Consider the following 26,341-nt stretch of genomic DNA (forward strand, 5'->3'; position numbering starts at 1 on the left):
GTCGATCGCGACCGATCTCGCCGACCTGGCCGGCAGCTGCGAGTTTGAACTCACCTCTACCGGCGCCTATACTCCGAACGCTTGCTCTCACCTCGGCCCTGTGCCCTGTGCAAAACTCGGGCCCGGCTCACTTAAAGGCTGTCGACTCATGCGCCATCTCCGCTTCTCTCTTCGCCACCTGATCGGGCTGGCGTTCTGTATGACCCTTCTGGGCGCGTGCGGCGACGACGTCGTCGAAGATCCCGCCGATGGTGGGCTCGCTGACGTCGATCTCACCGACGCCGGCGACACCTCCGACGCGGAAGACACCCCCGACGCCGAGGTGGATGCCGACGACACCGACCTCGACGCCGACCCGCAGCCTGACAGCTCCGACGACACCGACGCCGACCTCCCCGATGCCGACGTGGAGCCCGACGCCGACGTCGAGCCTCCCCCCACCGAAGTGCTCCTGGAGAGCGTCACCCCGGCGCGTGGCCCGCTGGCCGGCGGCACGCCTTTCGTGTTGCGCGGCGAAGGCTTTAGCGAAGAGACCCGCGTCTTCTTTGATATCGTCGACGTGGAGGTGGACCTGATCGACGGCACGCTCACCGGCACAACCCCACCGGGCGCGGGCGTCGGCCCGGCCACCCTGCGGGTGATCGACCCGGTGCTGGGCGAAGACGCCCTGGTCAACGGCTTTACCTACTTCGAAGATCTGAGCTTTTCGTCGGTGCAACCCGATCGCATCGCCACCGCCGGCGGCGCTGAGCTCAGCGTGCGCGGCCGCGGATTCACCCCCGAGACCCGCGTGAGCCTGGGCGGCACCACCGCGCTTCGTCACACCTTCATCAGCTCGGAGCTTCTGCGCGTCATCGCGCCGCCGGGGCTCCCCGGCCCGGCCGATCTTCGCCTGACCAACCCCGACGCCTCCCTCACCGCCCCGAACGCTCTGCGCTACGTCGCTTCGATCGACCTCGATCGGGTGGACCCGCCCTATGGCGACGCTGCCGGCGACGAGCTTGTCACGATCTACGGCGCGGGCCTCTCCGAGACGATGGCGCTCTACTTCGGCAACGCCCAGGCGACGATCGAAGATGTCGCTCCCGACGGGCGCTCAGCCACCCTGCGTACCCCGGCTGGCGCCTCCGGCCCGGTCGATGTGCGCGTGGAGCTTGAGGGGGATGGGGCGTACCTGAGCGACGCCTTTTATTACCTGAGCGACACGTCCACCTTCTCCGCAGACGCGCTGCGCCCGAACTCTGGAAGCAGCCTGGGCGGCGACGAGGTTCTGATCTTCGGCGGCGGCCTCGACGCTGCCAACCTTGAGGTGACCTTCGACGGCCAGCCCGCCACGATCCTCGAACAAGGCGCCAACCTCATCCGCGTGCTCTCCCCCCCCGGCGCTCCGGGTGTCGTCGACCTGGGTTTGAGCGCCGACGGCCAGCCTGACCTCACCCTGCCCGACGCCTTCACCTACGGCGCGCCCCTGACGCTCGACGCGCTCACCCCGGCAAGCGGTGACGTCGCCGGCGGCTACCCCGTCACGCTGACCGGCGAAGGATTCACGGGCACCACCGAGGTGCGCCTGGGCGGACTTGCGCAGACCTTCACCGTCGAGAGCGACACCACCATCACCATCGAGGTTGGCCCCGGCGCCCCCGGCCCGGCCTCGCTCGAGGTCATTCGCTCCGACGCCCGCGCCACCCTCGAAGACGCCTTCACCTTTACCGAAGCGCTGGAGCTCTGGGGCTTTGAACCCACCCGCGGCGCGGTCGCCGGAAACACCTACGTGATCGTGCGCGGCCAGGGCTTCACCCCCGACACCACGCTCAGCTTCGGCGGCGCGCCGGCCACCGACATCACGCGCATCGACGCCAACACGCTGGCGCTGCGCACCCCGCCCGGTAGCACTGGCGAGGTCGAGGTTCGCGCCGAAGACGGAGCGCAACAGGCCACGGCGCCGGAGCCTTTCAGCTACTTCAACCCCGGCGCGCGCTTCGGCGGCGCCTGGGGCCCGCCGGTCAACGGCTCGGTCAACGTCACCGTCTTCACCCACGACGGCCGCCCGGTCGACGGTGCCTTCGTGATGCTCTCCACCAACGCCAACACCCCCTACACCGGGTCGACCAATGCCGCCGGCATGGTCACCCTCTCCGGTCCCGACGTCTACGGGGAGCAGACGGTCACCGCCACCGCCCCGGAGCATTCGGCGGCCACCGCCCAGCGCGTTGACGCCGAAAACATCACCCTCTTTTTGCACCCGCCCGCCGCCGACGGGGAGGGCACCTTCCCCCCCGGCCCGCCTACGGCCGTCTTCCGTGGCGAGGTCCTGGGCCTCGATAAGGTCGGCATCCCCGACCCCGACGAGATCCTCATGGCCCAGGTCCTCTCCACTCGCCCCTCCATGCTCGCGCAGATCCCCGGCCCGGGCGCCAACAACGTGGTCTTTGAGGAGGGCGAGTATGAGATCATCACGCGCGTGGGCGACCTTGCGCTGGTGGCGCTGGGCGGGCTCTACAACACCCGCACCCAGGAGTTTCGCCCGCTGCGCATGGGCCTTGCTCGCTACCTCTTCGCGGCCGATAGCCAGAGCTACGAGGTCGACATCGACCTGACGATCCCGCTGAGCGCCTCGACCCGCTTTAAGTTCATCGCCCCGCCGGTGCTGGAACCGGGCCCCTCCACTCAGCGCGTCAACCTCTACCTGGACCTGGGCTTCGACGGGGTCTTTGGACCGATGCGCACCTACAGCTCCACCGGCGACATCATTGAGGCCGACCGCATCGCCCACCTGCGCGGCGAGCTCGAGGACGCCTCCTACAGCCTGACGGCGCGGGTCGATAACAACGGGCGCCTGCCCCTGGTCGAGACCTACGCCTACGACCTCACCGAGCTCGATCGCACCCACGACCTCGATGCGCTGCCCGCGCCGGTCGACTTCATCACCCCCACCCAGGGCGGCCGCCCCGCCAACGGGCTGGTGCAATGGGAGCCGATCGGCAGCACACCGCCGGATCTGCATTATGTCTTCCTCGAAGACTTCCAGGGCGCGGTGGTCTGGGAGGCCTTTGTGGCCGGCGACGCCACCGGGCTGCGCTTCCCGGAGTTCCCGGACTTCTCGCACCTGCCCCCCGAGGAGCGCCCGGTGCCCTACCCCGGCGGCACCTACTTCCTGGTGGTCTACGGCATCAAGAAGGAAGGAGTGAGCGCCGACAACTTCGCCTACTCCGATCTCAACGGTGACTGGCAGGGCATCGCCGTCAACGAGGTCTTAATGACCTTCTGAGGCGGGCGGAAACAATTTTGGCGCCCTCACACGTTGGTCGGAGTGCGCGGGAGGGCGGCGGCTTCGCGCTGCGCCCTCTCCCATCTTATGCGATCCCCCAAGGAGTCACCGTGCTGCCACTGTTGCGACCTCATGCCTCGACGCCACGGCCGCCGGCCTGGCGAGCGCTGATGCTCTTGAGCATCCTCCTGAGCGTGCTGATCGGGAGCGCGGCCTGCGGCGATGACGTCGAGCCCGATCCCATCGACGACCCCGCCGACACCTCCCTTCCCGACACCGGCTTTGACGCCGACGAAGGCGACATCGCCGAGGACGACGCCGACGTCGACGAGGACAGCGGCCGCCGCCCTCCCCCCGACGACACGGGCGACTTTGAGTTTGACGAGGATCTGGCGCTCAGCGCGGTGATCCCCGCCCGCGGCCCCACCGCCGGCAACACCTCGGTGCGCTTTGAAGGGAGCGGTCTCAACGCCGAGACGCAGATCTTCTTCGACGATGAACCTCTGGAGACCCGCTTTGAAGGCGGCCAGCTCGTGGCCTCCACGCCACCGGCCTCCTCGACGGGCCCCGTCACCGTGCGCGCGTTCAACCTGGAGGGCGATTCGGTCGAGCTCATCAACGGCTACACTTACGCTGACCCTCTGCAGATCGAGAGCTTCAGCCCGAGTGTGCTCCCGAGCACCGGCGGCATCGAGGTCACCGCCCGTGGTCGGGGCTTCACCTCCGAGCTCGCGATCAACGTAGGCCCGCGCGCCTCCCCCCGCGTCACGGTGATCTCCGATGAGCTTTTGCGCTTTGTCGCCCCGCCCCACCCCGCCGGTGCTGCCCGCGTCGAGCTCATCGGCCCGGACACCCGCGCGAGCTTCGACGACGCGCTGACCTACTTCGACGAGCTCGCGATCACCTCGATCTCCCCGGCCAGCGGCCCCACCGCCGGTGGCCAGCTGGTCACGATCACCGCCGAAGGGCTCACCGACGACACCGAGGTGAGCTTCGACGGCCGCCCGGCCACCATCGAGTCCATCAACGTCAGCGGCGGCTCCGTGCAGGTGCGCACCCCGGCGGCCAGCGCTGCCGGTCCGGCAGACATTCAGATCCTCAGCGAACACAGCGCCGACTTTCTGGCCGACGCTTATTATTATGACGACGGCACAGCCCCCTCGCTGCTCGGCCTCTCCCCGGCGCACGGCGACGCCGCCGGCGGCACCCTTGTGAGCATGGCGGCCCGCGGGCTCGACGCCCCCGGCGCCGAGCTGCGCTTTGGCGGCCAGCCCGCAACGATCCTGACCTCCGGCCCCACCCACGCGCTGGTGCAGACCCCACCGGGCGCGCCAGGCACCGTCGATGTGACGCTGCATCAGGACGCCACGCTCATCGACACCCTGCCCGACGCCTTCGACTACCTCCCCACGCTGGCGCTCGAGAGCGTCACCCCGTCTCAGGGCAGCAGCGAGGGTGGCGAAGTCGTGGAACTTCAAGGCGAAGGCCTCGACCAGGTCACGTCGGTCGACTTTGGCGGCGTGGCCGCAGCCTTTACCCTCATCGACAGCTCCACCCTGGAGGTCACCACCCCGGCCGCAGCGCCCTCGGTGGTCGACGTGCGCGTGCGCCAGGCTCAGCGTCAGGCCACCCTCCCCGACGCCTACCGCTTTGTGGGTGAGCCCGAGATCTGGTCCTTTTATCCGACCCGCGGCGCCATCGCCGGCAACACCTTCGTCACCCTGCAGGGCCAGGGGTTTGAGGGCGATGTCGAGCTGACCCTGGGCGGCCGCCCGGTCGAGGAGCTTGAGCGCACCGGCCCCAACACCCTGACCTTCCGCACCCCGGCACACACCGCCGGACCGCAGGAGCTCGATCTTCGCGTCGAGGGCCAGCCGGTCGAGGCGCCCTACCCCTTCACCTACTTCAACCCCTTAAGCACCTTCGGCGGCGCCAGCGGCGCGCCGATCGACGGCGCCGTCAACATCACGGTGCTGACCCTCGACGGCCAGCCCATCGCCGGCGCCTTCGTGATGCTCTCCACCCGCGCTGAGACCCCCTACCAGGGCCGCACCAACGGCTTTGGCCAGCTCACCCTCTCCGGCCCCGACGTGCTCGGACCCCAGGTGATCACGGCCACCGCCCCCACCTTCTCCACCGTCACCACCCACCAGGTCGACGCCGAGAACCTCACGCTTATCTTAAGCCCCATTGAGCCCGCCGAGGGTGAAGGCGGCGGAGGCTACTACCCCCCCATCGGCGTGATCAGCGGAGAGGTGCGCGTCACCGGCAAAGACAGCGACATCGACAGCTCCCTCAACGTCAACCTCACCCGCGTGCGCACCACCCAGACCTCGATGACAGGCCCCACCATCAACCCGGGGCTGCTCGGCTCGATCGCCGGCGGCGAGGGCGACTTCCAGATCACTACCCGCACCGGGGATATGGCGCTGGTGGCCTTCTGCGGCCATTACGACGATGAAACCGAGACGTTCACCCCGCTCTTCCTGGGCATTGAGCGCTACCTCTTCGTCGGCGACGGCCAGCAGCTCGACGTAGACCTGGAGTGCGACATCCCGCTCAACCGCGAGCTCGCCGTACAGCTCGTGGACCCGATCTTCTCGCCAGATGGCCCCAACACCAACCGCGCCATCGGCTACCTGGACCTGGGCTACGAGGGCTTTGTGCGCCTCTTTGGCGACCGCACCACCCTTGAGAGCCTGATCCGCCTGCAAGGCTTCCCGGCGGCCGAGGGCGACCTCGACGACATCACCTACGCCGTGCTCACCGGCTCCTACCGCTCCGGCGGGGTACCCTACTCCCAGGTCGCCCTCGAAAACATCGCGCCATCGGCCACCAGCACCACCTCGCCGCCCCTGGTGGCGATCCCCCGGCCCGTCTCACCGGCCTCCGGCGGGCTGGTCACCGATGGCAAGCTCCGCCTGGGACTCGACGGCGTGGCCGAGCCCGATCTCTTCTACATCATCGCCCGCAACGCCCAGGGCCTGCCGGTGTGGACCTTCGTGGTCCCCGGTCATGAGCGCGTCGTACAGCTCCCCGAGCTCCCCGACTTCTCGGATCTACCCGCCGACGAGCGCCCCGAGCCCTACCAGCCCGGCCCCCTCTACGTGGTCGCCTACGGCCTGCGCATCGACGACTTTGACTTCGATCGTTTCAGCTACGCCGACTTCAGCAGCGACCGCTGGGCGGCCTTCTCGGTCAACACCTGGGAGCTCCGCCTGAGCGACGACTAGGCCCCACAACGCCGGCAACGACCCACCGGGCCGCCCGCTCCTTTTCGGGAGTAGGGCGGCCTTTTTTGCGCAGATCGCATCCCATGGGCTCCGGTTCGGCCCTTTCCTGGCCCGAGCGGCGATCGCCCCGATGCTCCTAAAACGCGACAATCTGGCACAATCCATCACCTCGCTCCCCACCTGAGCGTGGTATTTTGCGACATGCCATCGGTTTTCGTCTGCCAGAATCCAATCCGGCGGCATCGACGATGCCTTCGCGCGCGACTTTAACGGATTTCGCCCCATACGCGCGCCCCCAACGCCCTCACGAATCCCCCAACATCGCGCACCCCAACGCCCCACAACCACCCAACCACAAATCTCCCCACATCGCGCACCCCAACGCCCCACAACCACATAACCACAAAACTCGAACCCAAAACGACCCTCACGAATCCCCCAACATCGCCTCAATCCCCCACGATCACCACGCACCCGGGTTGTGACTTCACCAACGCCCTTGCTATGGTGCCGCGCCGTTGGATCCCCCCGCGATTTCCCCCTTGATTCGAGTATGTCGATGAAGCTGACGCCGATGCTGCAACAATATCTCGACGTCAAAGCCCGCTACCCCGACGCGATCCTGTTCTTCAGGCTGGGCGATTTTTACGAGATGTTTTTCGAAGACGCCCAGGTCGTCTCCCGCGAGGTGGGCCTCACGCTGACCGCGCGCAGCAAGGGCGAGGACGCAGTGCCGATGGCGGGCATGCCGTATCACTCCTCGCAGACCTATATCACGCAGCTCATCGAGAAGGGCTTCTCGGTGGCGATCTGCGAGCAGATCCAGGACCCGAAAGACGCCGACGGCATCGTCAAACGCGACGTGGTGCGCGTGGTCACCCCCGGGGTCCAGCACGACACCGAGAACCTCGATGCCCGCGCCCCCAATTACCTGGCGGCGGCCTATTTTCCCGACCAACCCACAGCCGACTCGGTGGTGGGCCTTGCCTACCTCGACGTGACCACCGGGGACTTTCGGGCCACCGAGCTCAAAGGGTTGAGCGAGCTGCTCTCGGAGCTCGATCGCGCCGAGGCCCGGGAGCTTCTGCTCAGCGAGGCGGGCCTCGCGCTCCTGGAGCCCCACGCCGAGCGCCTGGGCAAGGTCTTTCTGCGCCCCCGCGACCCGGAGTATTTTGAGCCCGACGGCCTGCGCGCCCGCCAGGGCGACGGGGTGCGCCTGGCCGACGACCTGAGCACCGACGGCTACTTCCTGAGCGCCGAGCAGGTCGAGGGCTTCTTTAAAAGCGCCCGCGACTTCGGCTTCATGACCCCGACGCTCATCGAGGGCGCCATCAGCGCGTTGCTCAACTACCTGATCGACACCCAGCGCGGGGTGAGCTCGGTCATTCAGCGGCTGAGCCCTTACCGCGCGCAATCCTTTCTGGTGATCGACGAGTCCACCAAGGCCAACCTCGAGCTGACCCAGACGCTGATGGGCGGCAAGCGCTCGGGAAGCCTCCTGAGCATCATCGACCGCACGATGACGGCGATGGGCGGCCGCCGGCTTCGCCACTGGCTGAACTACCCGCTGATCGACCCGGCGCGCATCACCGAGCGCCTCGACGCGGTCGAATACCTGGTCAAAAAACCCGCGCTGCGCGCCGACCTGCGCCAGGCCCTCGACGAGGTCTACGATATTGAGCGCCTCTGCGGCCGGGTGAGCGCCGGCACGGCTAACGCCCGCGACTTAAAGAGCCTGCAGGGCACGCTGGCGCTGATCCCGGGCATCAGCGCGCTCTTTCCCCCGGAGGCCCCCGCCCTGCTGCAGCGCCTGGCCGATGGCCTGGACCCCTGCGCCGACCTCTGCGCGCATATCGAACGCGCGCTGACCGACGAGCCCCCCACCCAGCTCACTGAGGGCGGCCTCTTTAAGATGGGCTACCACCCGGAGCTCGACGAGCTCCTCGACCTCTCGCATAACGGCAAAGACTGGATGCTGCGCTTTGAGCGCGAGGAGCGCGAACGCACCGGCATCTCCAGCCTCAAGGTCAAGTTCAACAAGGTCTTTGGCTATTACATCGAGGTCACCCGCGCGAACCTCGACCTGGTGCCCGAGCGCTACATCCGCAAGCAGACCCTGGCCAACGCCGAGCGCTACTTCGTGCCCGAGCTCAAAGAGCAGGAGGAGCGCATCCTGGGTGCCGATGAGCGCCGCAAATCGCTCGAATACCAGCTCTTTGAAGCCCTGCGCCGGGAGGTCGGCGAACACCTGGGCCGCCTCCTGCACAGCGCCGACGGGCTGGCCGACCTGGACGTGCTCGGTGGCCTGGCCGAGCTCGCGCAGCGCCGCGATTATGTGCGCCCCACCCTCGATGAGGGCACCCTGCTGCAGATCGAAGACGGCCGCCACCCGGTCGTCGAGACGACGCTCGCTGCTGGCGAGCGCTTTGTGCCCAACTCGGTCACCATCGACAGCGCCGCGGGCCGCCTGCTGATCATCACCGGCCCCAACATGGCCGGCAAATCGACGATCATCCGTCAGGTGGCCCTGATCACGCTGCTCGCGCAGATGGGCAGCTTCGTGCCCGCAAAAAGCGCGCGCATCGGCGTGGTCGACAAGCTCTTTAGCCGCGTCGGCGCCAGCGACAACCTGGCCCGCGGCCAGTCCACCTTCATGGTCGAGATGACCGAGACGGCGCATATCCTCAACAACGCCACCGAGCGCTCGCTGATCATCCTCGACGAGATCGGCCGCGGCACCGCCACCTTCGATGGCCTCTCGATCGCCTGGGCGGTGGCCGAGCACCTGCATGACGTCATCGGCGCGCGCACCATGTTCGCCACCCACTACCACGAGCTCACCGAACTCACCCGCACCCTCGACGGGGTGGTCAACTTAAGCGTCGCCGTCAAAGAGTGGCAGGAGGACATCATCTTCTTGCGCAAGCTCGTCGAGGGGCAGGCCAACCGCTCCTACGGCGTGCAGGTCGGCCGCCTGGCAGGGCTCCCCCCGGCAGTGGTCGAGCGCGCCACCCGCGTGCTCGAGAACCTCGAGGCAGGCCAGTTTGACGAGATGGGGCTCCCCACCCCCGGGCGCACCCCGGGCGCCACCCCCGAGCCCACGCGCCGCCACAACCCCAACCAGCTCACGCTCTTCGCCGCCGCCGGCGCCGCCATGGCCCCCGAGGAGCGCGATGTGCTCGACCAGCTCGCCGAGCTCAACCCTGACGCGCTCACCCCGATCCAGGCGCTCAACACCCTGCACGCGCTCATCGCCCGCCTGCGCGACGCTTGAAGACGCGAGGCCTGAGGGCGTTGAACCTACGGCGCGCCGACTGCTAGAGTCGCCCCTACCTGACGATCTGACCCCGCTACGATGCCCCGGGCCCGATGATGACCCCCTCGATCTTTCGCTCGTTGAACCTCCCCTGCGACCGCCGCGCCCTCCTGACCCTGGGTGCCGCGCTGGCGTTGGCCGCCTGCGGCTCCTCTCAAAAAGTCGCCGTCGACCCCTTCGCCATGGCCGAGTCCGAGCGCCAGAAGACCGACATCCTCGACGCCCCCACCAACGCCCCTCGCCGAGCCGTGGAGCGCCCCGCTGAAGGCCCCGAGGAGCTCTACATGGTCCCGGAGGCCGACGCCCAACCCGGGCGCACCATCGACGCGCAGCCCGACGGCTGGGACTTAGGCGCGCTGCGCACCTTTGATGCGCGCCAGAACGTCGTCGAGGGCACCACCCGCTGGAGCGGCCCCGACGACGCCAGCTTCCGCGCGACCATCGACGCCGACGAGGGCTTCGTCTACGTCTGGATCGAGGTCCGCGACGATACGATCGTCGACTCCCACCCCCAGGATCTCCTCGACGGCGTCGTCATCTCGCTGCGCGACCCCCAGCTCGACACCCTCTTAAGCTCGCTCCCCGAGAGCATGCGCCGCGCGCTCGACATGCGCGCCGACGCCGCCATCGCCATCAACGCCTTCGGCCAGCTGGCCAACTACCGCTCCTCCACCCCGCTTCCCGAGGGCGCAGCCCTCGCCAGCACGCGCCCCACCCAGGGGGGCTACGTGATCGAGGCCGCCCTGGCGCTCGAAGCGCTCCCCTACATCACCACCATGCCGCTCAACGAGATCGCCTTTCGCATCGATCTCCTCGACACCGACGATCCGGCCGCCACGCGCCACGAGAAGCAGCTGAGCATGCTGCCGCAGACCCGCGACGACGCCCCCCGCTTTGCCATCTATGAAACCGGCGGGCTGCTCCCGCGGGTGGCCCCCACCCAGGGCCCGCCCCGCTTTGATGCGCTGGGGGCCTGGCGTCGCTCCGAGCAGGGCTGGAGCTTTCAGCCCTTTGAATACATCCCCCAGCACTGGAAGGTCCTCGAAGATCTACGTCAGGTCGCAGGCCAGGTCGTCGACAAAGAACCCCTGCCCGAGATCTGCACCGGCGCCGACCGTGAGATGTGGCTTGTCGAGGTCTACGAAGACCGCGGCCGCAACAACCGCGTCGCCCTGGTCCTCTGCGGCAGCGTACCGACCTCCGGCGGCTGCGCCGAGAGCGCCACCACCCAGCTCGTCTGGGCCAACCTGCGCCCCGAAGACGGCGAGATGTGGCGCATCACCCAGAGCTTCGAGATCTTCGAGCAGGACCTCAACCAATGCCCCTTTGAGCCCTCCGGTGACCGGCCCCTCTTCCGCGACTTCTCGCTCTTGCCGCTCAACGTCGTCGACGCCTCGCTCTGGGCTGTTGGCTGGCAGATGCGCCACGACCGCCCCCGCCAGCGCGACCACCGCGCCGGCATCGCCTTTGTCGACCCGCGCGCGCCCTCCCCCTACATCGGCGACGTGCAGCTGCGCCGCGAAGAGGCCACCGCCACCTCGCGCGTGGCGGCGTCGAGCCGCGTCTACCTGGCCAACCTCGACCAGGTCGAGGGCTACGACCTCTGCGAGATCGAAGAGATCGACACCCAGAGCTGCTCGGGCTTTCTCGAAGGCTGCGACACCGTCTCCCGCGGCTTCGAGCGCATCCCCCATGTCAAAAACTGGCAGCCTCAGAACCACCGCTTCGAGCGCTATCTCTTGAGCAACCACCCGCAATGCCGCGCCTCCACCGGCTTCGACAGCATCGACGGCTTCAAGATCCTGCAGGTCGGCAACCGCCTGGGGCTCATCCCCACGCCAAAATCCCCCTGAATTTCAAACACTTAGCCCTATTACCCGAAAAGGCGTCAGGGCATACCCCGGACGCCGTGAGGCAAGGGTGACCGTCAACGTTGGCTCAGGGCGTGATAGTACCGATGCCACCCATCTGAGTGGTGGGGCCCCCGTGGCGCCTGGCCATCTGCACGTAGTGGGCCGCCGAGCGTAGAAGATCGGCGCGCTCCGCCGGGCTCAATGCGCGCACCACCTTGCCCGGCGCACCCATGACCATGGAGCCTGCGGGCACGTGCGTTCCCGGGGTCACCAGCGCCCCGGCGGCGATGATGCACTCGTCTTCGATCACCGCCCCGTCGAGCACAATCGCGCCCATCCCCACCAGCACACGGTTGCCGATGGTGCAGCCATGCACGATCGCGCGGTGCCCCACCGTCACGTCATCGCCGATGACGGTGGGGAACTGCCCGCTGGTCACATGCACCATCGAGAGATCCTGAATGTTGGTGCGCTCCCCGATCGTGATCGGGCAGACGTCTCCGCGCACCACCGCGTTGTACCAGACGCTGGACTCCGCCCCCACTTGCACCTCCCCGATGACTTTGGCCCCGGCTGCCACAAATACCCCGGAGTCCAGCCGCGGAAAGGTCCCCTCAAAGTCCAGCAGTCTGGGTGCAGTCATCAGTCCTCCTCAAAGAGCGCGCCGTATTTATCGAGCTTGCCGAGCACATCGTCATCGCCCTCGGCGGCAACCTCCTCCACCTCGGAGTCGGCCTCATCCTCGGGGATCTCAAACTCCTCCGACACGCTGGAATCTTCCTCACCCACGCTCGAAGAGTCCTCCGAGAGCCCCACGACCTCCTCGTCGATCGCGTCGCTGATCGCCTCGCTCAGCCCACCGCCCATCGACATGGCTGCGGGCGCTTCGACCGCAGGCTGCGCGGCCACGCCCTCAATGCCGACTTCGCCGTGGGTGAGCGGATCGCGCAAAAAGAGCACCCCGCTGCGCTTGTCGAGAATCGACATCACATCTTCCGCCGCATAGAGATCGGCGATGATCTGATCGACACGCTCGTAGCGGTCTTCTTCGCGGTCCATCGACATATGATCGAAAATATCGTCGAGCGCGCGCGGGATGTCCGGGAAAAAGCTCGAAGGCATCGGAGAGCGGCGCCCGGGCACTTTGCCGGTGAGCATCTCGTAGAACATGATGCCCAGCGAGTAGATGTCGCTGCGCACCGTCGCCAGGTTCGGGTCCTGGAACTGCTCCGGGCTCATGTACGCCACGGTGCCCACGCCCACATAAACCTGGTTGCCACGGCCGCCCTCGCGCTCCACAACCCGGCTGATGCCGAAGTCGGTCAGAAGCGCGTTGCCGCTGTGGTCGAGCACCACGTTTTCGGGCTTAAGCGAGCCGTGCACCACCCCCTGGTCGTGGGCGGCGTTGAGCGCGTGCAGAATCTGGAAAAAATACTTGAGCGCCACGGCCAGCGGCGGGCGCTCATCGACCTCAATGAGTCGACGCAGGTTGCCGCCCGGGGCGAGCTGCATGACCACGAAGGGGTACTCCCCGTCGGTGACCACATCGACGATCTGCACGATATTGGGGTGCATCAACGACGCCTGCGTCTGCACGATCTTCTCAAAGCGCCGCAGGATGTCGCCGCGCTGCACGCCGGCAAACACATTGAAGATCTCGCGGACCTCCTTAATCGCCACCTGCCGCTTCAGGCGCGTCTGCTCGCCGCGATAGACCGTGCCAATACCGCCACTACCCAGCTCTTCGTGTCGCTCGTAGGCCTGACTCACTGATCCTCCACCGTATTCGCTGGTCGTCGTGCTCATGTTGGGCTCGCTGGCGGACGGGGCCGCCTCAAAGGTGCTCTCGGGTTGGGGCTCAAACACAGGCGCCGGCGCTTCGGCTGCCGGCTCGTCGGCAGGCGCCGAAAACGCCTCATCGACCTCGTTGAAGACATCGGCAAAGACGTCGGCCACCTCATCATCAGCACCGAGCGTATCGCGCGCGGGGCTCTCGTCGGCGACCTCGTCCTCCTCGATATGCTCGGCAAAAGCCTGCGCGGCCTGCTCGCGCATCGTCGAAGGCGCATCCAGCGCGGCGTCCCCGTCGGGCGTCACCCGCAGCTGGTCGCTGATGCGGTCGTAGGTCATTCGCCCGCTCTGCTCCAGGAAACGGACATAGCTCAGAAGATGCAGGCTCAGGCTGCGCCCGACCTCCCCGGAGATCGCGTCGTAGCTCGCGCTCCCGCTCAAGGCGACCTGCTCGGCGACGGTCCCCATGACGAGCACCAGATCGTCGAGGATATCGCTCAGCGTTAGCGTCTTATCACCGCTCATAGTGCTCCCGAAGTTCGGGCGCCGCTCTCGCGCGCCACAGTATCTGCCGCGCCTGAGTGCCATCGCCTCGACGCCGCATGCTGGTAGGCCAATCGCGGGGAGCTTAACGCAGCCCGAAGAAGGCGCGCAAGGTGGAGGTTAGGGCATGAGTGCGGGGAGCCCGGAGCTCAACGCCGAAGGCGCATCCGCCGGGCACGCCGCGCGTCGACCACCTCCCAGATCGCTGCCCCCTCCAGAAGATGCGCCGCCAGCACCTGCCCCATCGCCGGCGCCCAGGTCAGCCCTTTGGAGCCAAAACCGGCCATCACAAAAAGCGCGCTCTCGCCGGCCACCGGCCCCACAAGCGGGCGATGATCGCTGCCGTAGATGCCGCGCACGCCGCGCCAGATCTGCAGCGCGCGCCCGGGGTCGGCGCCGCCCAGCGCCGCGTTCATCTTCTCGCGAAGCTCCGCATCGGCCTCATCGTCTTCGCGCTCCTGCCAGCCTTCGCGCTTCAGGTACGTGGAGCCCACGCCCACTCGCCCATCGGGGCGCTCAAAGATGTTGGCGGCGCTGTTGATCATCACGTTGAGATCTTCCAGCGGACCGACCGCCTCCCACACCCCCACCTCCCCGGGCCGCTCCCGAAGATCGGCCTCACCAAGCAGCGTGCCCAGCGCCGCACCGGTGGCCAGCACCACCCGGGCAGCCCGCAGCGCCGGCGCTCCGCCTGCAAGGCCGATGGCCCAGCCCTCCTCACCTCCCCGAAGATCCGCAACCTCCCCCTGCACCACCCGCACGCCCCGCGACTGCGCGCGCTTTAAGAGCGCCCCGCACAGCCCGGGCAAATCCACCGCCGCGGCCGGCTCATACACAAGCGCCGGACCGCCCTGCCAGCCCGGCAAAAGCCGACGGCTCGCTTCCCCCTCAACTCGCCAGCTCTCTACGATCTCGGGATAACGCGCGCGCCCCTCCTCCCAGCTCGCTTCGAGCTTTGTGCTGAGCTTATCTCCCTCCAGCAGGCGCATCATCGGCGCCGACCGCCACAGCGGCTCATGCTCGCGCTCACACCAGCGCTTGAGCGTCTCCCAGCTTTTCAGAAACGCCTGCCAGTGCGCCTTACCCGGCCCCATCGTGCGCCCGGCAAAGGGGTGCAACACCGTGGCCGGCGCGTGGGATCCCCGATGCGGATCACCGCCATCGATCAGCAGCAGATCTTCGGGTGACACACCCCGCGCCAGGAGCGCGTCGATGAGCGAGAGGCCGGCGAGCCCGCCGCCTACGACCGCGATCGCGGCTTCAGGTCCGTGTCGCTCCGCCTCACTCACCCCTGCCCCCAGCGTTTTGAGCCCGGCAGCTCCAGCGGCTCGTCGGAGCGCGTCGCCACGGTCATCTCCCGCTTTCGCCCCGGCCCCTTCGCCCGCCACACCATCCAGCCGGCCTCCTCCATCGCCTTACGCACCGCCGTGGCCGCCGAATACGTCGCGAGCCGGCCGTGCGGCGCCGCGCTCGCCAGCGACCACGCAAAACTCGCCATGGTCCATGCCTCCGGGTTCACCTCTTTGGCAAAAGGGTCATGGTAGACCGCGTCGACCCGCTCTTCCTCCCCGAGCCGAACCTCCTCCCAGGCCATCGCGTGCAGCACCACCTCGATGCACCCATCGTCAGACATGACCCGCACCGCTTCGCCAGCACGTCCCTGCGCCGCTGCCGCTGCCGCCCTGGCGAGCTCCCCGCCCTCCCCCTCATGAAACGTGAGCGCCTCGGGCCCCACCGGCCGCCAGTCCACCGTGTGATACACAAGGCGCGTGGCCGCCTCGCTCTCGCGAAACGCCCGCACCGTCTCCACAAGGTTCACCGCGGCGCCAAAGCCCAGCTCCAGCACCCGCCAGGTACCCGCGCGGCCGACAAGACCGCTCCCCTCCACAAAGACATGCCGCGACTCCTGCACCGCCCCGTGGCGCGAGCGGTAATGCACCCCGCGCGCCACATCCACCAGGGTCATTGAGCCATCGGAGGTCTCAAAGACCTCCACTTCGGGGGCCACACCCCCACCATAACCCTTTGATTTCATTGGACTACCCGAATCAAAAAGATCAGCGCGCCGCCTCATCGAAGAGCTCCGCCAGAAACTTGCCCGTGTACGAGCCCTTGACCTTTGCGACCTCCTCCGGGGTGCCCTGCGCCACGATCTGCCCGCCCTCGACACCGCCCTCCGGGCCCACATCGATCACGTGGTCGGCATACGCGATGATGTCGGTGTTATGCTCGATCATCACCACCGTGTTGCCCGCATCGACCAGCTGATCGACGACCTTGAGCAGCTTGCGAATATCCTCAAAATGCAGCCCCGTGCTCGGCTCATCGAGAATGTAAAGGGTGTCGCCGGTGGCGATCTTGGCGAGCTCCCGGCTCAACTTCACCCGCTGCGCTTCGCCACCCGAGAGGGTCGGTGAGGCCTGCCCGAGCTTCATATAATCGAGCCCCACATCGAGCAACGTCTGCAGGATACGACGGATCTTCGGGTGGGCCTCAAAGAGCTCCGCCGCCTCGGCGATCGTCATCTCCAGCACGTCAGCGATCGAGTGCCCCCGGTAGCGCACGCGCAGGGTTGAGGCGTTAAAACGTTTGCCCAGGCACAGGTTGCAGGGCACGTACACATCCGCCAGAAAACTCATCTCCACCCGGTTCACACCCGCCCCCGAACACGCCTCACAGCGCCCGCCGGTGACGTTGAACGAGAAACGCCCGGCCTCAAAGCCGTACATCTTCGACTCGGGCAGCTCCGCAAAGAAGCCGCGGATATGATCAAAGACCTTGGTGTAAGTCGCCGGATTGCTGCGCGGCGTACGCCCGATGGGGCTCTGGTCGATCTCGATGACCTTATCGTAGCGATCCAACCCCTCGATGCTCTCGTGCTCCCCCACCGAGCGGTGCTTGAAATACACCTTTCGTGCAATCGCCGGAAAGAGGATGTCGTTGACCAGCGTGCTCTTGCCCGCCCCCGACACCCCCGTCACACACACAAACGCGCGCGAGGGAATGTGCACGTCGACATCTTTGAGGTTGTTCTCCCGCGCCCCGCGAATCCAGATGCCCTCACCGGGCTCCCGACGCCGCTCGGGCCACCCGAGCTTCTTTCGGCCCGAGAGGTAGTCGCCGGTGACACTGCCCTCGGTGCGACGGATCTCCTCCGGGGTGCCCACCGCCACGATCTCGCCGCCCAGACGGCCGGCGCCGGGACCAAAGTCCACCACCAGGTCGGCGCGCTCCATCGTCTCGCGGTCATGCTCGACCACGATCACGGAGTTGCCCGCGTCGCGAAGCTCCTCCAGCGTGCTGAGCAGCCGGTTATGGTCGCGCTGATGCAAGCCGATGCTCGGCTCATCGAGCACATAGAGCACCCCGCTGAGCTCGCTCCCAAGCTGGCTCGCCAGGCGAATCCGCTGGCTCTCCCCCCCCGACAGGCTCCCCGCCGGGCGGTTGAGCGTCAGGTACGAGAGCCCCACGTCCTGCAAAAATCGCAACCGGCGGCGAATCTCGCCAAGAAGCTCCTCGGCGATCAACGCCTCGCGATCTTTGAGCTCAATCCCCTCAAAAAACGCGCGCGCCTGGTCGATATCCAGCTCGTTGATCTCCGCCAGCGACTCGTCGCGGAAAAACACTGCCCGACTCTCCGGACGCAGCCTGCGCCCCTGACACGTCGGGCAGGTCTGCTCCCCCATAAACTCGCCAAAGAAGTCGCGCGCCCCCTTGCTCGACGCGTGCTCGTAGGCACGCTCCACAAAGCCCACAACGCCCTTAAAGCCCTTGTAGCCCTTCGCGGTATCGTCCGGCCCCTCCAACACGAAGCGACGCTGCGCCTCGCTGAGTTTGGCCCAGGGCTTCTCCAGGTCGATCTTTCGGGCCTTCGCGCTCACCGCCAGGTCCATCCAGAAGTCGGCCACCTCCGCATGCCAGCGCCACTTCCGACCGCCGGGAACAGGCTCGGGCCCGATCGCTTCGATCACCCCTTCCGAGAGGCTCTTGGAGTCGTCGATCACCAGCAGCCCGCGGTCCACCTGAGGCGTCGACCCGATGCCCTGGCACCCGCGACACATCCCCAGCGGGCTGTTGAACGAAAAACTCTGGTGAGTCAGCTCCGGAAACGCCGTCCCGCAGCTCGGGCAGCTGCGCTCGGTGCTGAAGAGCCGCTCCTTCCACGCAACCTCCTGCCCCTCGGGTGCCAGCGCCAGGCACTTGCCCTCACCCACATGCACCGCCCGGTCCACGCTCTCCTGAATGCGCGAGGCAGCCTCCGGCTTGGCGATCAGCCTGTCGACCACCACGTCGATATCGTGGCGGTAGCTCTTCTTGAGCTTCTCCAGCCCCTCCAGCTCCACAAACTCACCGTCGACGCGCGCCCGCACAAAGCCCTGTTTGCGCAGCGCATCAAAGAGCTCGCGGTACTCCCCCTTACGGTTGCGCACCAGCGGGGCGAGCAGCATGAACTTTGTGCCCCGCGGAAGCTCCAGAAGCTGCGCGGCGATGGCCTGGGCGCTCGTCGCGCTCACCGGCTCATCGCACCTGTGGCAGCGCTGCTCGCCAAGACGCGCCCAGAGCACGCGCAGGTGATCGTGCACCTCGGTGATCGTGCCGACTGTCGAGCGCGGGTTGCTTCCGGTGGTCTTCTGCTCGATCGAGATCGTCGGGCTCAACCCGGTGATTTGATCAAAGTCCGGCTTCTCGATCTGCCCCAGAAACTGGCGCGCGTAGGTCGAGAGGCTCTCCACATAACGCCGACGCCCCTCCGCGTAGAGCGTATCGAAGGCCATCGACGACTTGCCCGAGCCGCTGGGGCCGGTAAAGACCACCAGCCGGCGCTTCGGCAGCGTCAGATCGAGGTTTTTGAGGTTATGTTCACGAGCGCCGTTAACCGCGATCTCTTTTTGGTCACGACGGATCAGGGGCAGCTTTAAGCCCGAAGATGCGGACTGCTCCATAACACCTACTTCGCGGGGGGACTACGGGGTGTGGGGGGAGTGCGTCATCGCGCCGACCAGATATTCAGAGGACGCGGGTGGTACCTGGCGAGCAACGCCGCGCTCCGGGTGCGAATTCCTCAAACACACTGGAGCGCCATCGCCGCATCAACCCTCGTCTTCGGCGGCCTCGGCCTCGCCATCGGCGGCGGGCTCTTGAGCCTCACTCGGCCCCCGGGCGGCGGTCGCCGCGCCCCGAAACGCGATGTCGTTAAACGTGCCACCCAGCGTAAACCCGTACCAGTCCTGGTGACGCCCGTTGCGGAACTCCGTCATGTTGAAGACCACCCCCAGGCTGTTGGCGGTGACGTACTCCTCGTTGACCTGCAGGCGCATCTCCAGGCGCGGGCGGCTGTTGCCCATCTGCGCCCCCAGATCCACATGCCCCCAGAACTCGGTGTTGATGTCGCGGCCACGCGTCTCAAACTCGTCGATCACAAGGCGCGGCGTGCCCCCGCCCTCCGGACTCTCCACATGCGCGCGCACCACGATGTTGCCGAAGTTGGTCATGGGCACTTCCAGATCCACCGGCAGGCTCTCGGTGCGCAGCACCGTCGGCCCGACAGTAAACTGCCGCCCGGTCAACGCGATCTCCCCGCCGGTCAGCAGCGGGCGCGTCGGGTGAAGCTCCAGCTCCACGTCGGTGTCGAGCTGCCCGAAGACCGGGATCCCCAGAAACGACGCAATTAAGGTCGACTCGCGCAGATCCACATCATCGCTGTGCACACTCACAAGCCGCCGCTCACTGCCATGGGTGTAGCTGCCGCTCAAGACCCCGCCGCCGATATCCACCTGGTAGTTTACCGTGGCGCCCCGGCGCAAAAGGCTGCCCAGGGGCGCAAAGCGCGCCGAGATCCGCTCCACATAGATCTGCTGCGCAAGCCCCCCTTCGGCGCCGATGAGCTCGGAGGCCGGCACGCGCTCCTTGAGCTGCACCCCTTCGAGCTGCGCGCCGGTCAGACGCCACAGACCCAGCTCGGCGATCGAGACCTCGTACTGATGCCCCAGCGCCTTCTCCAGCTGCACCGTCACGATCTGGCGCACGCGCCGCTCCGGGAAGGTCAGCACCAGAAAGAGGCCAAACATCGCCACCGCAAAGACCACATAGGCCAGCACGCGGAACGAGGGGCGCTCCCACAACTCGGACAATCGCTCTCGCATCAGCTCTCCTCCTGCGCACGGCGCTGGTAGGTCGAGACCACCAGCTGCGCGCGAACCTGCCCCTCACCGCCGACCGAGCGCACGTCGATACGCTTGATGATCACCGGGTCATCGCTCTTCTCAATCCGGTCGAGCAGGTCGACCAGCGCGTTCATCTCCGCGCGACGTATGTCCACCCGCAACAGTCGCTCCACAATGATCGGCCCCCCGTCATCGCCCCGCGCGCTACCGATCGCGCTCTGATCCTCATCGTAGCTCGACACCGAGATGTTGGCCGCGGTGGCGTGCGTGGCCACCAGGCTTGTCAGCTGAACGGTGTTGTTATCGAGCACCTCTTCGCTAAAACGCTCCACCCGCGGATCGACTGCCCCGCCGGCCTCCTGCGCCAGATAATCCGGCCCGGCCGTCGCCAGCAGGTTGAGCACGTCCTCATAGGTCGCCGTCTCCGCCTCAATGGTGTCCAGGGAGCGCTGCACCAGCATCACCGTCACAAAGATCCCCAGCACCACAAAGGTCGCCAACATCAGCCCTAAGAGCTTGCGTTCGCGATCGGAGAGCCCGGCGATCGTCTCGGCCAGACCTTTCTTCTGGCCTTCGTTTGTTTCTTCACTCATCGATCTTTCCTGGCCCTTACGAGCAGTCGCTGGTCACGTGAATCTCAAACTGGACGCGGTTATCGCCCTGCACCGTCACCTTCTCTTTACGCGCGTCGGTCAGACACTCCTGACGCTCCAGCGAGGCGGCGATCTGGTCGACCGACTGCGGCGAATCGGTCACACCCACCATCTGAATGAGCTGGCGGTCGGTGTCGATGTCGATGCGGTCAAGCTGCAGCTCCTCCACATCGGCGGTGCCCTCGGTCACCAGGCTGAGCAGCTCATAGGCGCTCTTCAGCGGCACAAACCCGCGCTCCGGGCCGGCGGCCCCACCCAGGCGCGCGCGAATGGCCGCCGGAGAGGTCAGGCGCTCTCCGAAGAGCGCCTGGGTCTGCTCGGCGGTGGCCTCTTTCATCGCGTCGAGCTGCGCGCTCTGGTCAAGCCGCTGCATCAAGAGCACGCCCAGCCCCAACACCACAAGCGCTGCGGCGGCGATCCCCAACCGCACCAGCTGCGCCCGCACGTAGCTCGATTTGCCGCGGAACTCAAAAGGCCCCTGACGAAGATTCACCGGCTCGGCCTGCCCCTTCTCACGCACGCTCATCAGCGCGGCGCCCAGGGCGACCATCGCCTCGGGCTGGCGCGCGCCGAAGCCCACCGCGGCCTCATCGGCCACCGCAAGCTCCACGCTCAGCGGCATCACCGCCACGCCAAACTCCCGCTCCAGATAAGGCTTAAGCCCCTGAAGTCGGCTGCCGCCGCCGCAAATAAAGATCGTCTCCACCTGCACCCGGTCGCGCGCGTACGCCGACTGAAAGGTTCGGCGAAGATCGCGCACCAGCGGCCCGAGCACCTCGCGGGCCACCTGCCCCACGCGCGCCACGGCCTGGTCGGGCTCATCGGCACCCACATCCAGGCGCGCGCGCTGAACCTTCAACCGGTCAGCATCATCCAGACTCAAGTTAAAGCTCTCGGCCAGCGCCTCACTCAGCGCCTGGCTTCCCTGCTTGATGCCCCGCGCCACCACCGTGCGGGCGCCCTCCTGAATCAACAGACGGGTATGCGCATGGCCGAAGTCGATGACCGCAAAGCTCTCGCTCTGCAGCATCATCGCGCGCTCGGCCGCCTGGCGCAGCGCCAGCTCCGAGATGCCTACCATCGCCGGGTCCACGCCCACGGCCTGCATCGACCCGAGCAGCCCGGCCAGGCGCTCACTCTCCACAAAGCCGACCAGCGCGTCGAAGGGCTCCTCGCCCTTGCCCGGCATCACCTCAAAGTCATAGGTCACCCGCTGCAGGGGCATCGGCAGGCTCCCCATCAACAGGTGGGGCAACACAGACGCCACCTGAGCCTTGCCCTCAAAGGGCACGCCCAGCCGCAGCGTCATCGCCTCGCCATGGGGCATCGTCGCCACCACGCGGCTGACGCCCTCAAAGAAGCCCTGCGCGATCAGCTGCTCGATCCCGCGCACCCAGGGCTCGCGCACCACCTGCTCGGCGCGCTCTTCCGCCTCGATCGCGTCTTCAAAATCCCCGCCATCGGCCGCCTCATCCTCGGCCTCTTCAGCGGCACCGTCAGCCTCACCGGCGTCCGAGCCTTCCACCTCTTCGAGCGCGGCCTCTTCCACCGGCGCCGGGGTCTGGGCCACCTCGTCGAGATCCGCCAGGCGCACCTCGGCAAAGCCCACAACCTCCACCGGACGCTGAAGCGTATCGAGGGCGACCGCCTTGATCGCCCACGCTCCAATATCCAGTCCTACAATTCGATTCGCCATCTATGCATCTCCCGAAAGCCCCGACGCCTGCGGCGTCAGGGCCTCGTTTCACCTTATGAAATCGTGTCCCCGCGCGACCTGACGGCCCCCGGGTCATCTGCGCCCACCGTCATGCATCGACCGGCTCAGCGCTGCGCGCACCGGCATCCTGCCGGGCGTTCTAAGTGCCCTATCGCAACCTCCAGTACAACACGCGTCCGCGCGCCATCTCCTCGCGCTGCTCGCGCAGCGCGGTGCGCAGCTCGCTGACCTCCTCACTGTCGTCTTCCTGCTCCTCCAGCAGTCGTTCATCCGGGGTGCGCCGCTGCGTCTTGCCAAAGTCGACCACCGCCTCGATCTCCGCCTTCGAGCTCCCATAGGTCCCGGTGCTGACGATGCGGTAGATCGTCGACTGATTCGTCGAGATCGAGCGCATCAACCCCTGCCGGTTAAACGACACCAACCAGGCCGGAAACGCCGGCGCCAGCGGCTCAATCGCCATCTGCGGGTTCTCCAACACCATCAGCTGGTAGGTCGGCGAGTAGCTGATGAACTGCGCCATGATCTGGGGGTTCTCTTTGAAGTCGTCGATGTATTCGGGAAGCTGACTCACCCTCAGGTAGGCCACCGGCTGCCCCACCTCCGCCGAGGGCAAAAGCCGACTCTCGCTCGATCCCACATAGGCCATGAACATCGAGAGCGGGTTCTCAAAGAAGGCCCGCACCCCGTCGAGCGCCATCGCAAAATACATCACCTGCTGGCTCACCGTGGGGTTATTAGCGCAGAGGCTGCCAAGCCCCTGCCCCTGACTGTCGACGCCCTCCAGCTCCAGGTTCTGGCAGAGGATCGCATAAAAGACCGGGAAGCTCGCCACATTGGGGTTGGGTCGATTCACCCCGTAGACCGTAAAGGCTTCGCCAAAGACCTCCATAAAGGTCTCACTCACCCCCAGAATGCGGTACATCTCTTCGACGTGGGTCAGCCGGGCGTTGCGGGGCTCAATCTCCGAGTCGATCCGATCGTAGGGGCGCTGCTCGTCGCCGCCGCTCCCCTCAATGGTGCAATCCTCGCCAAGCGAGATCTGCTCCTCATCGAGATCCACAAAGTCGATCAGCCGCTCCATCACCCGGGCGCGGTTCATCGTCTCGCCATTCTCGTCTTTGACCTCGAAGATCGAATCGTAACGCGTATCGAGCATCATCGCGCACAGCAGCAGCAGGTCGCCCTCATCGATCTCTTCGTTGGCAAAGCCGTTGATGTCGATGCGCCCCTCCTCCGGGGTCACCTCCACATCGAAGTTACCGGTGAACTCCCCAAAACCGTTTACCCCCATCGCGCTCAAGTCGATGCTCGCCAACGGGATCTCCACCCGACCCGAGTTAAAGGGTCCCAACAAAATGTCCATGTACTGGTAGAGCTGGAAGTTGCTGCGGCGCATCGCCCGCCCGATCATCTGCCCCATCTCATCGTCGGTCTCACGCGACTCATCCTGCAGCGCGTACTGAAAGCTCAAAAGCAGACGCGAGAGGTTCATCCCGCTCTTGGCCAGGTAGTAGCTCTTGAGCTTATCGCGCTCATTGGTCGCCATCGCCGTGTTCACACGCGCGCTGTAGGCAAACTCCACCACCGCCGTCGACAAGATCGCCAGCGTGACCAGCACCACCATCAGCGCCACCCCGCGCGGACGCCCCGTCAGTGGCGAGACCACCGGACGGTCGAGCTCCCCGAGCAGCGCTCGGGTTATGATCGCGATCGCTCGTAGCATCTCAGTACTCCAGAAGCTCGGTCATCCCCAGAGCGGCCTGGGTCGTGAAGACCTCCGGCTGCCCCCGGGGACCTATCGGCGGCATCGTCAGCGTGATGCGCACCCGGGTGGGGAGCCGCCCGGCATGATCGCGACGGGTCGTATCCCACTCGCTGACCCAGCGCCCCTGGGCGATCTCGCGCGCGGTGCCGATCTCCACAGGTCCCGGATCCCAGTACTCAAACTCCACCGACTCCACCTCCGGGATCATCGTGTGCACGACCCCGCCGCTTAAGATGTCGTCGACAAAGGCGGTATGCGATCGCCGCACAAGGCGGTTGACCACATCCCCCTCCTCGTTGACCTCGCGGCGCACCTCATAGCCGATCTGGGTGTGGTGGCTGGCGCGCTCATCTTCGAGCACCCGCACATGGGCAAACGCTGTAAAGCTGATCTCATCATCGCGACCGATCATCCCGAACTGCACCGGCTCGCGAAGTTGCATCGAGAGCTGCTCCTCTTCCCCCTCGTAGAGCACCTCTTCGCCCGGGATGATCTCCCCGCCGTGCTGCGGTCCGGCCACATAGGCCTGGGCGATCTCATTGGCCATGCGGTTCATCGCCAGACGCACCAGCTGGTAGCGCTCAAAACGCTCGTCGACCGCATCCCGCGTCACAAAGATCTGCGAGACGCTCGCCCAGGTCAGCGCGGTCAGCCCGGCGAGGATGGCCAGCGTGATCATCACCTCGATCAGCGTAAATCCCGCCCGGTGTCGCATAGAGCGTGGCCCAATCATCGTCCCCCCTCGTCCAACGAGAACTCATCGGGGGTGCCGAACATCTGGAAGTCATTATCCTCCAGATCCACCACGTACTGCGCCACCTCGACGTGCTGCTCTCGCCCCATGTAGTCGAAGTAGACCTTCAGGTTGATGCGCCGAACCCGCTCGCCAACCTGGTTCACAAAGACCGGAATCTGCGCCATGAGCATCGGCAGCGCCGCGCTGAACGCGGCGTTACCCTGCATCGCCCCCTGCTGCTGATCCGTGCCGCCGAAGAGCTGGCTGTTGACCTGCGCCATAAACTCATCTTCGATCTCCGGCGGAATCTCCACCGGCTCCACCGTCGCCTCCCAGCGAATCTCGGGATACCCCTCATCGGAAAAATCCCCCGAGAAGGCCCGGTCGCTGACGCTGAACCCCTCCTCCATCAGCACATACTCAAGGTCGGTCATCTTGCTGCGCGCCAGCAGGCTGGCATTGGTCAGCCGGCTCGCATAAATCGACTGCTGCCCGCTCTGCGAGACCGTGCCCATCAAGATCGTGAGCGTGGAGGCCAGGATCGCCAGCGCGATCAACAACTCCACCAGCGTAAAGCCCGCCTCTTGAGGTGTCCGCCATGACTTAATCATCGCGCTCCTCCTCGCCAAAGTCGCGGTCCGGTTCCCAATCCCCGCTGTAGATCTTCACCCGACCTGTCAGCGGCTCGGTCACCAGGCTAAAACGCGAGCCCTCCTCATCGCGCAGCACGATCACCGCCTCCTGCTGAAACCCGTTGGGGAAAAAGCGCAGCGCAGCCCGCCCCTGCGTCAGCGGCTGCTCTCGCCCGGCCAGGCGCACGCTCTCAAAGCTCACCCCGTTGCGAAGCTCGGTCAGCTTGACCACCGCCTCCTCGGCGCGCTCATAGCCCACGCGCTGGCTGATGCCGAAGGGGTCATCCTCACTCTCGTCAAAAAGCGAGCGCTTGTTCTGGCGATGCTGCTCCTCAAGCTCGCGCGCCTCCTCCGGGAGCAACCCCTCGGCGAACGCGTCCTCATCGGGCTGCGCCGCCACCACCGGCGCTTCGGTCATCTCGGTAAAATACTCCCCCGTTTCCAGGTTGAGCACCAACCGGTACTGCGTGTTGTTGAGCGCCGCCTGGTTGTAGGCGTACTTGATCACCGAGGTCAGCCGCATCGCCTCCTCGCGAAGCTGACTCTTGGTCAACGCGCCCATCATCGAGACGCCCGCGCCCATCACGCCGGCCACGATCATCAGCACCACCAGGATCTCGATGAGCGTCATCCCGCGCGCACCGCGACGCCTGGCACCCGATCCTCGGGT

At 66.5% G+C, this 26,341-nt stretch carries 16 protein-coding genes; 4 read left to right on the forward strand and 12 right to left on the reverse strand.

Going from position 1 to position 26,341, the window contains the following annotated elements; all coding sequences use genetic code 11:
* Nucleotides 1-199: 199 nt before the first annotated feature.
* From FRC96_RS13795 to FRC96_RS13810, 4 genes are all read left to right on the forward strand, one after another.
* Complete coding sequence (locus tag FRC96_RS13795; RefSeq protein WP_230470245.1) at nt 200-3,268, forward strand: IPT/TIG domain-containing protein; 3,069 nt, start codon at nt 200-202, stop codon at nt 3,266-3,268.
* A 110-nt stretch (nt 3,269-3,378) separates the two neighbouring features.
* Nucleotides 3,379-6,501 (forward strand): IPT/TIG domain-containing protein, encoded by a 3,123-nt coding sequence (locus FRC96_RS13800; RefSeq protein ID WP_146975151.1) that lies wholly within the window; start codon nt 3,379-3,381, stop codon nt 6,499-6,501.
* A 553-nt stretch (nt 6,502-7,054) separates the two neighbouring features.
* Nucleotides 7,055-9,775 carry a DNA mismatch repair protein MutS gene (gene mutS, locus FRC96_RS13805; RefSeq protein WP_146975153.1) on the forward strand — a complete coding sequence of 907 codons (2,721 nt, stop codon included), beginning with the start codon at nt 7,055-7,057 and terminating at the stop codon, nt 9,773-9,775.
* A 98-nt stretch (nt 9,776-9,873) separates the two neighbouring features.
* Nucleotides 9,874-11,670 carry a hypothetical protein gene (locus tag FRC96_RS13810; RefSeq protein WP_146975155.1) on the forward strand — a complete coding sequence of 599 codons (1,797 nt, stop codon included), beginning with the start codon at nt 9,874-9,876 and terminating at the stop codon, nt 11,668-11,670.
* Nucleotides 11,671-11,755: 85 nt separating this feature from the next.
* Here the strand turns inward: FRC96_RS13810 and FRC96_RS13815 are convergent, their stop codons facing one another.
* The 12 genes from FRC96_RS13815 to FRC96_RS13870 all read right to left on the reverse strand — a co-directional run bounded on the left by FRC96_RS13815 (nt 11,756) and on the right by FRC96_RS13870 (nt 26,302).
* Nucleotides 11,756-12,313 (reverse strand): gamma carbonic anhydrase family protein, encoded by a 558-nt coding sequence (locus FRC96_RS13815; RefSeq protein ID WP_146975157.1) that lies wholly within the window; start codon nt 12,311-12,313, stop codon nt 11,756-11,758.
* Nucleotides 12,313-13,986 (reverse strand): serine/threonine-protein kinase, encoded by a 1,674-nt coding sequence (locus FRC96_RS13820; protein WP_146975158.1) that lies wholly within the window; start codon nt 13,984-13,986, stop codon nt 12,313-12,315. The genes FRC96_RS13815 and FRC96_RS13820 overlap by 1 nt, the downstream gene beginning before the upstream one ends.
* Nucleotides 13,987-14,153: 167 nt before the next feature.
* The gene (locus FRC96_RS13825) at nt 14,154-15,293 is read right to left on the reverse strand and encodes an NAD(P)/FAD-dependent oxidoreductase (protein WP_230470246.1); all 1,140 of its coding nucleotides are present in this window, start codon (nt 15,291-15,293) and stop codon (nt 14,154-14,156) included.
* The gene (mnmD, locus tag FRC96_RS13830) at nt 15,290-16,012 is read right to left on the reverse strand and encodes a tRNA (5-methylaminomethyl-2-thiouridine)(34)-methyltransferase MnmD (RefSeq protein ID WP_230470247.1); all 723 of its coding nucleotides are present in this window, start codon (nt 16,010-16,012) and stop codon (nt 15,290-15,292) included. Before mnmD ends, FRC96_RS13825 begins: the two co-directional genes overlap by 4 nt.
* 49 nt (nt 16,013-16,061) lie before the next feature.
* Complete coding sequence (gene uvrA, locus FRC96_RS13835) at nt 16,062-18,947, reverse strand: excinuclease ABC subunit UvrA (protein WP_146975164.1); 2,886 nt, start codon at nt 18,945-18,947, stop codon at nt 16,062-16,064.
* Between the two features lie 147 nt (nt 18,948-19,094).
* Nucleotides 19,095-20,147, reverse strand: coding sequence for a type II secretion system protein GspN (gene gspN, locus FRC96_RS13840; RefSeq protein WP_146975166.1), 1,053 nt, complete (start codon nt 20,145-20,147; stop codon nt 19,095-19,097).
* A complete protein-coding gene (locus FRC96_RS13845) occupies nt 20,147-20,761 on the reverse strand; it encodes a hypothetical protein (protein WP_146975168.1) in 615 nt (204 codons plus the stop codon). The genes gspN and FRC96_RS13845 overlap by 1 nt, the downstream gene beginning before the upstream one ends.
* 16 nt (nt 20,762-20,777) lie before the next feature.
* Nucleotides 20,778-22,517 carry a pilus assembly protein PilM gene (gene pilM, locus FRC96_RS13850; protein ID WP_146975169.1) on the reverse strand — a complete coding sequence of 580 codons (1,740 nt, stop codon included), beginning with the start codon at nt 22,515-22,517 and terminating at the stop codon, nt 20,778-20,780.
* A 169-nt stretch (nt 22,518-22,686) separates the two neighbouring features.
* Nucleotides 22,687-24,261 carry a type II secretion system protein GspK gene (locus tag FRC96_RS13855; RefSeq protein WP_146975171.1) on the reverse strand — a complete coding sequence of 525 codons (1,575 nt, stop codon included), beginning with the start codon at nt 24,259-24,261 and terminating at the stop codon, nt 22,687-22,689.
* 1 nt (nt 24,262) lies between these two features.
* Nucleotides 24,263-25,036, reverse strand: a complete 774-nt coding sequence (locus tag FRC96_RS13860; RefSeq protein ID WP_146975173.1) for a type II secretion system protein GspJ — start codon at nt 25,034-25,036, stop codon at nt 24,263-24,265.
* Entirely contained in the window at nt 25,033-25,650 is a 618-nt protein-coding gene (locus FRC96_RS13865) for a type IV pilus modification PilV family protein (protein WP_146975175.1), read from the reverse strand. Before FRC96_RS13865 ends, FRC96_RS13860 begins: the two co-directional genes overlap by 4 nt.
* Nucleotides 25,643-26,302, reverse strand: coding sequence for a pilus assembly FimT family protein (locus FRC96_RS13870; RefSeq protein WP_230470248.1), 660 nt, complete (start codon nt 26,300-26,302; stop codon nt 25,643-25,645). The genes FRC96_RS13865 and FRC96_RS13870 overlap by 8 nt, the downstream gene beginning before the upstream one ends.
* Nucleotides 26,303-26,341 lie beyond the last annotated feature (39 nt).

This window comes from Lujinxingia vulgaris, assembly GCF_007997005.1.
In the GTDB taxonomy this organism is placed as follows: Bacteria; Myxococcota_A; Bradymonadia; order Bradymonadales; family Bradymonadaceae; genus Lujinxingia.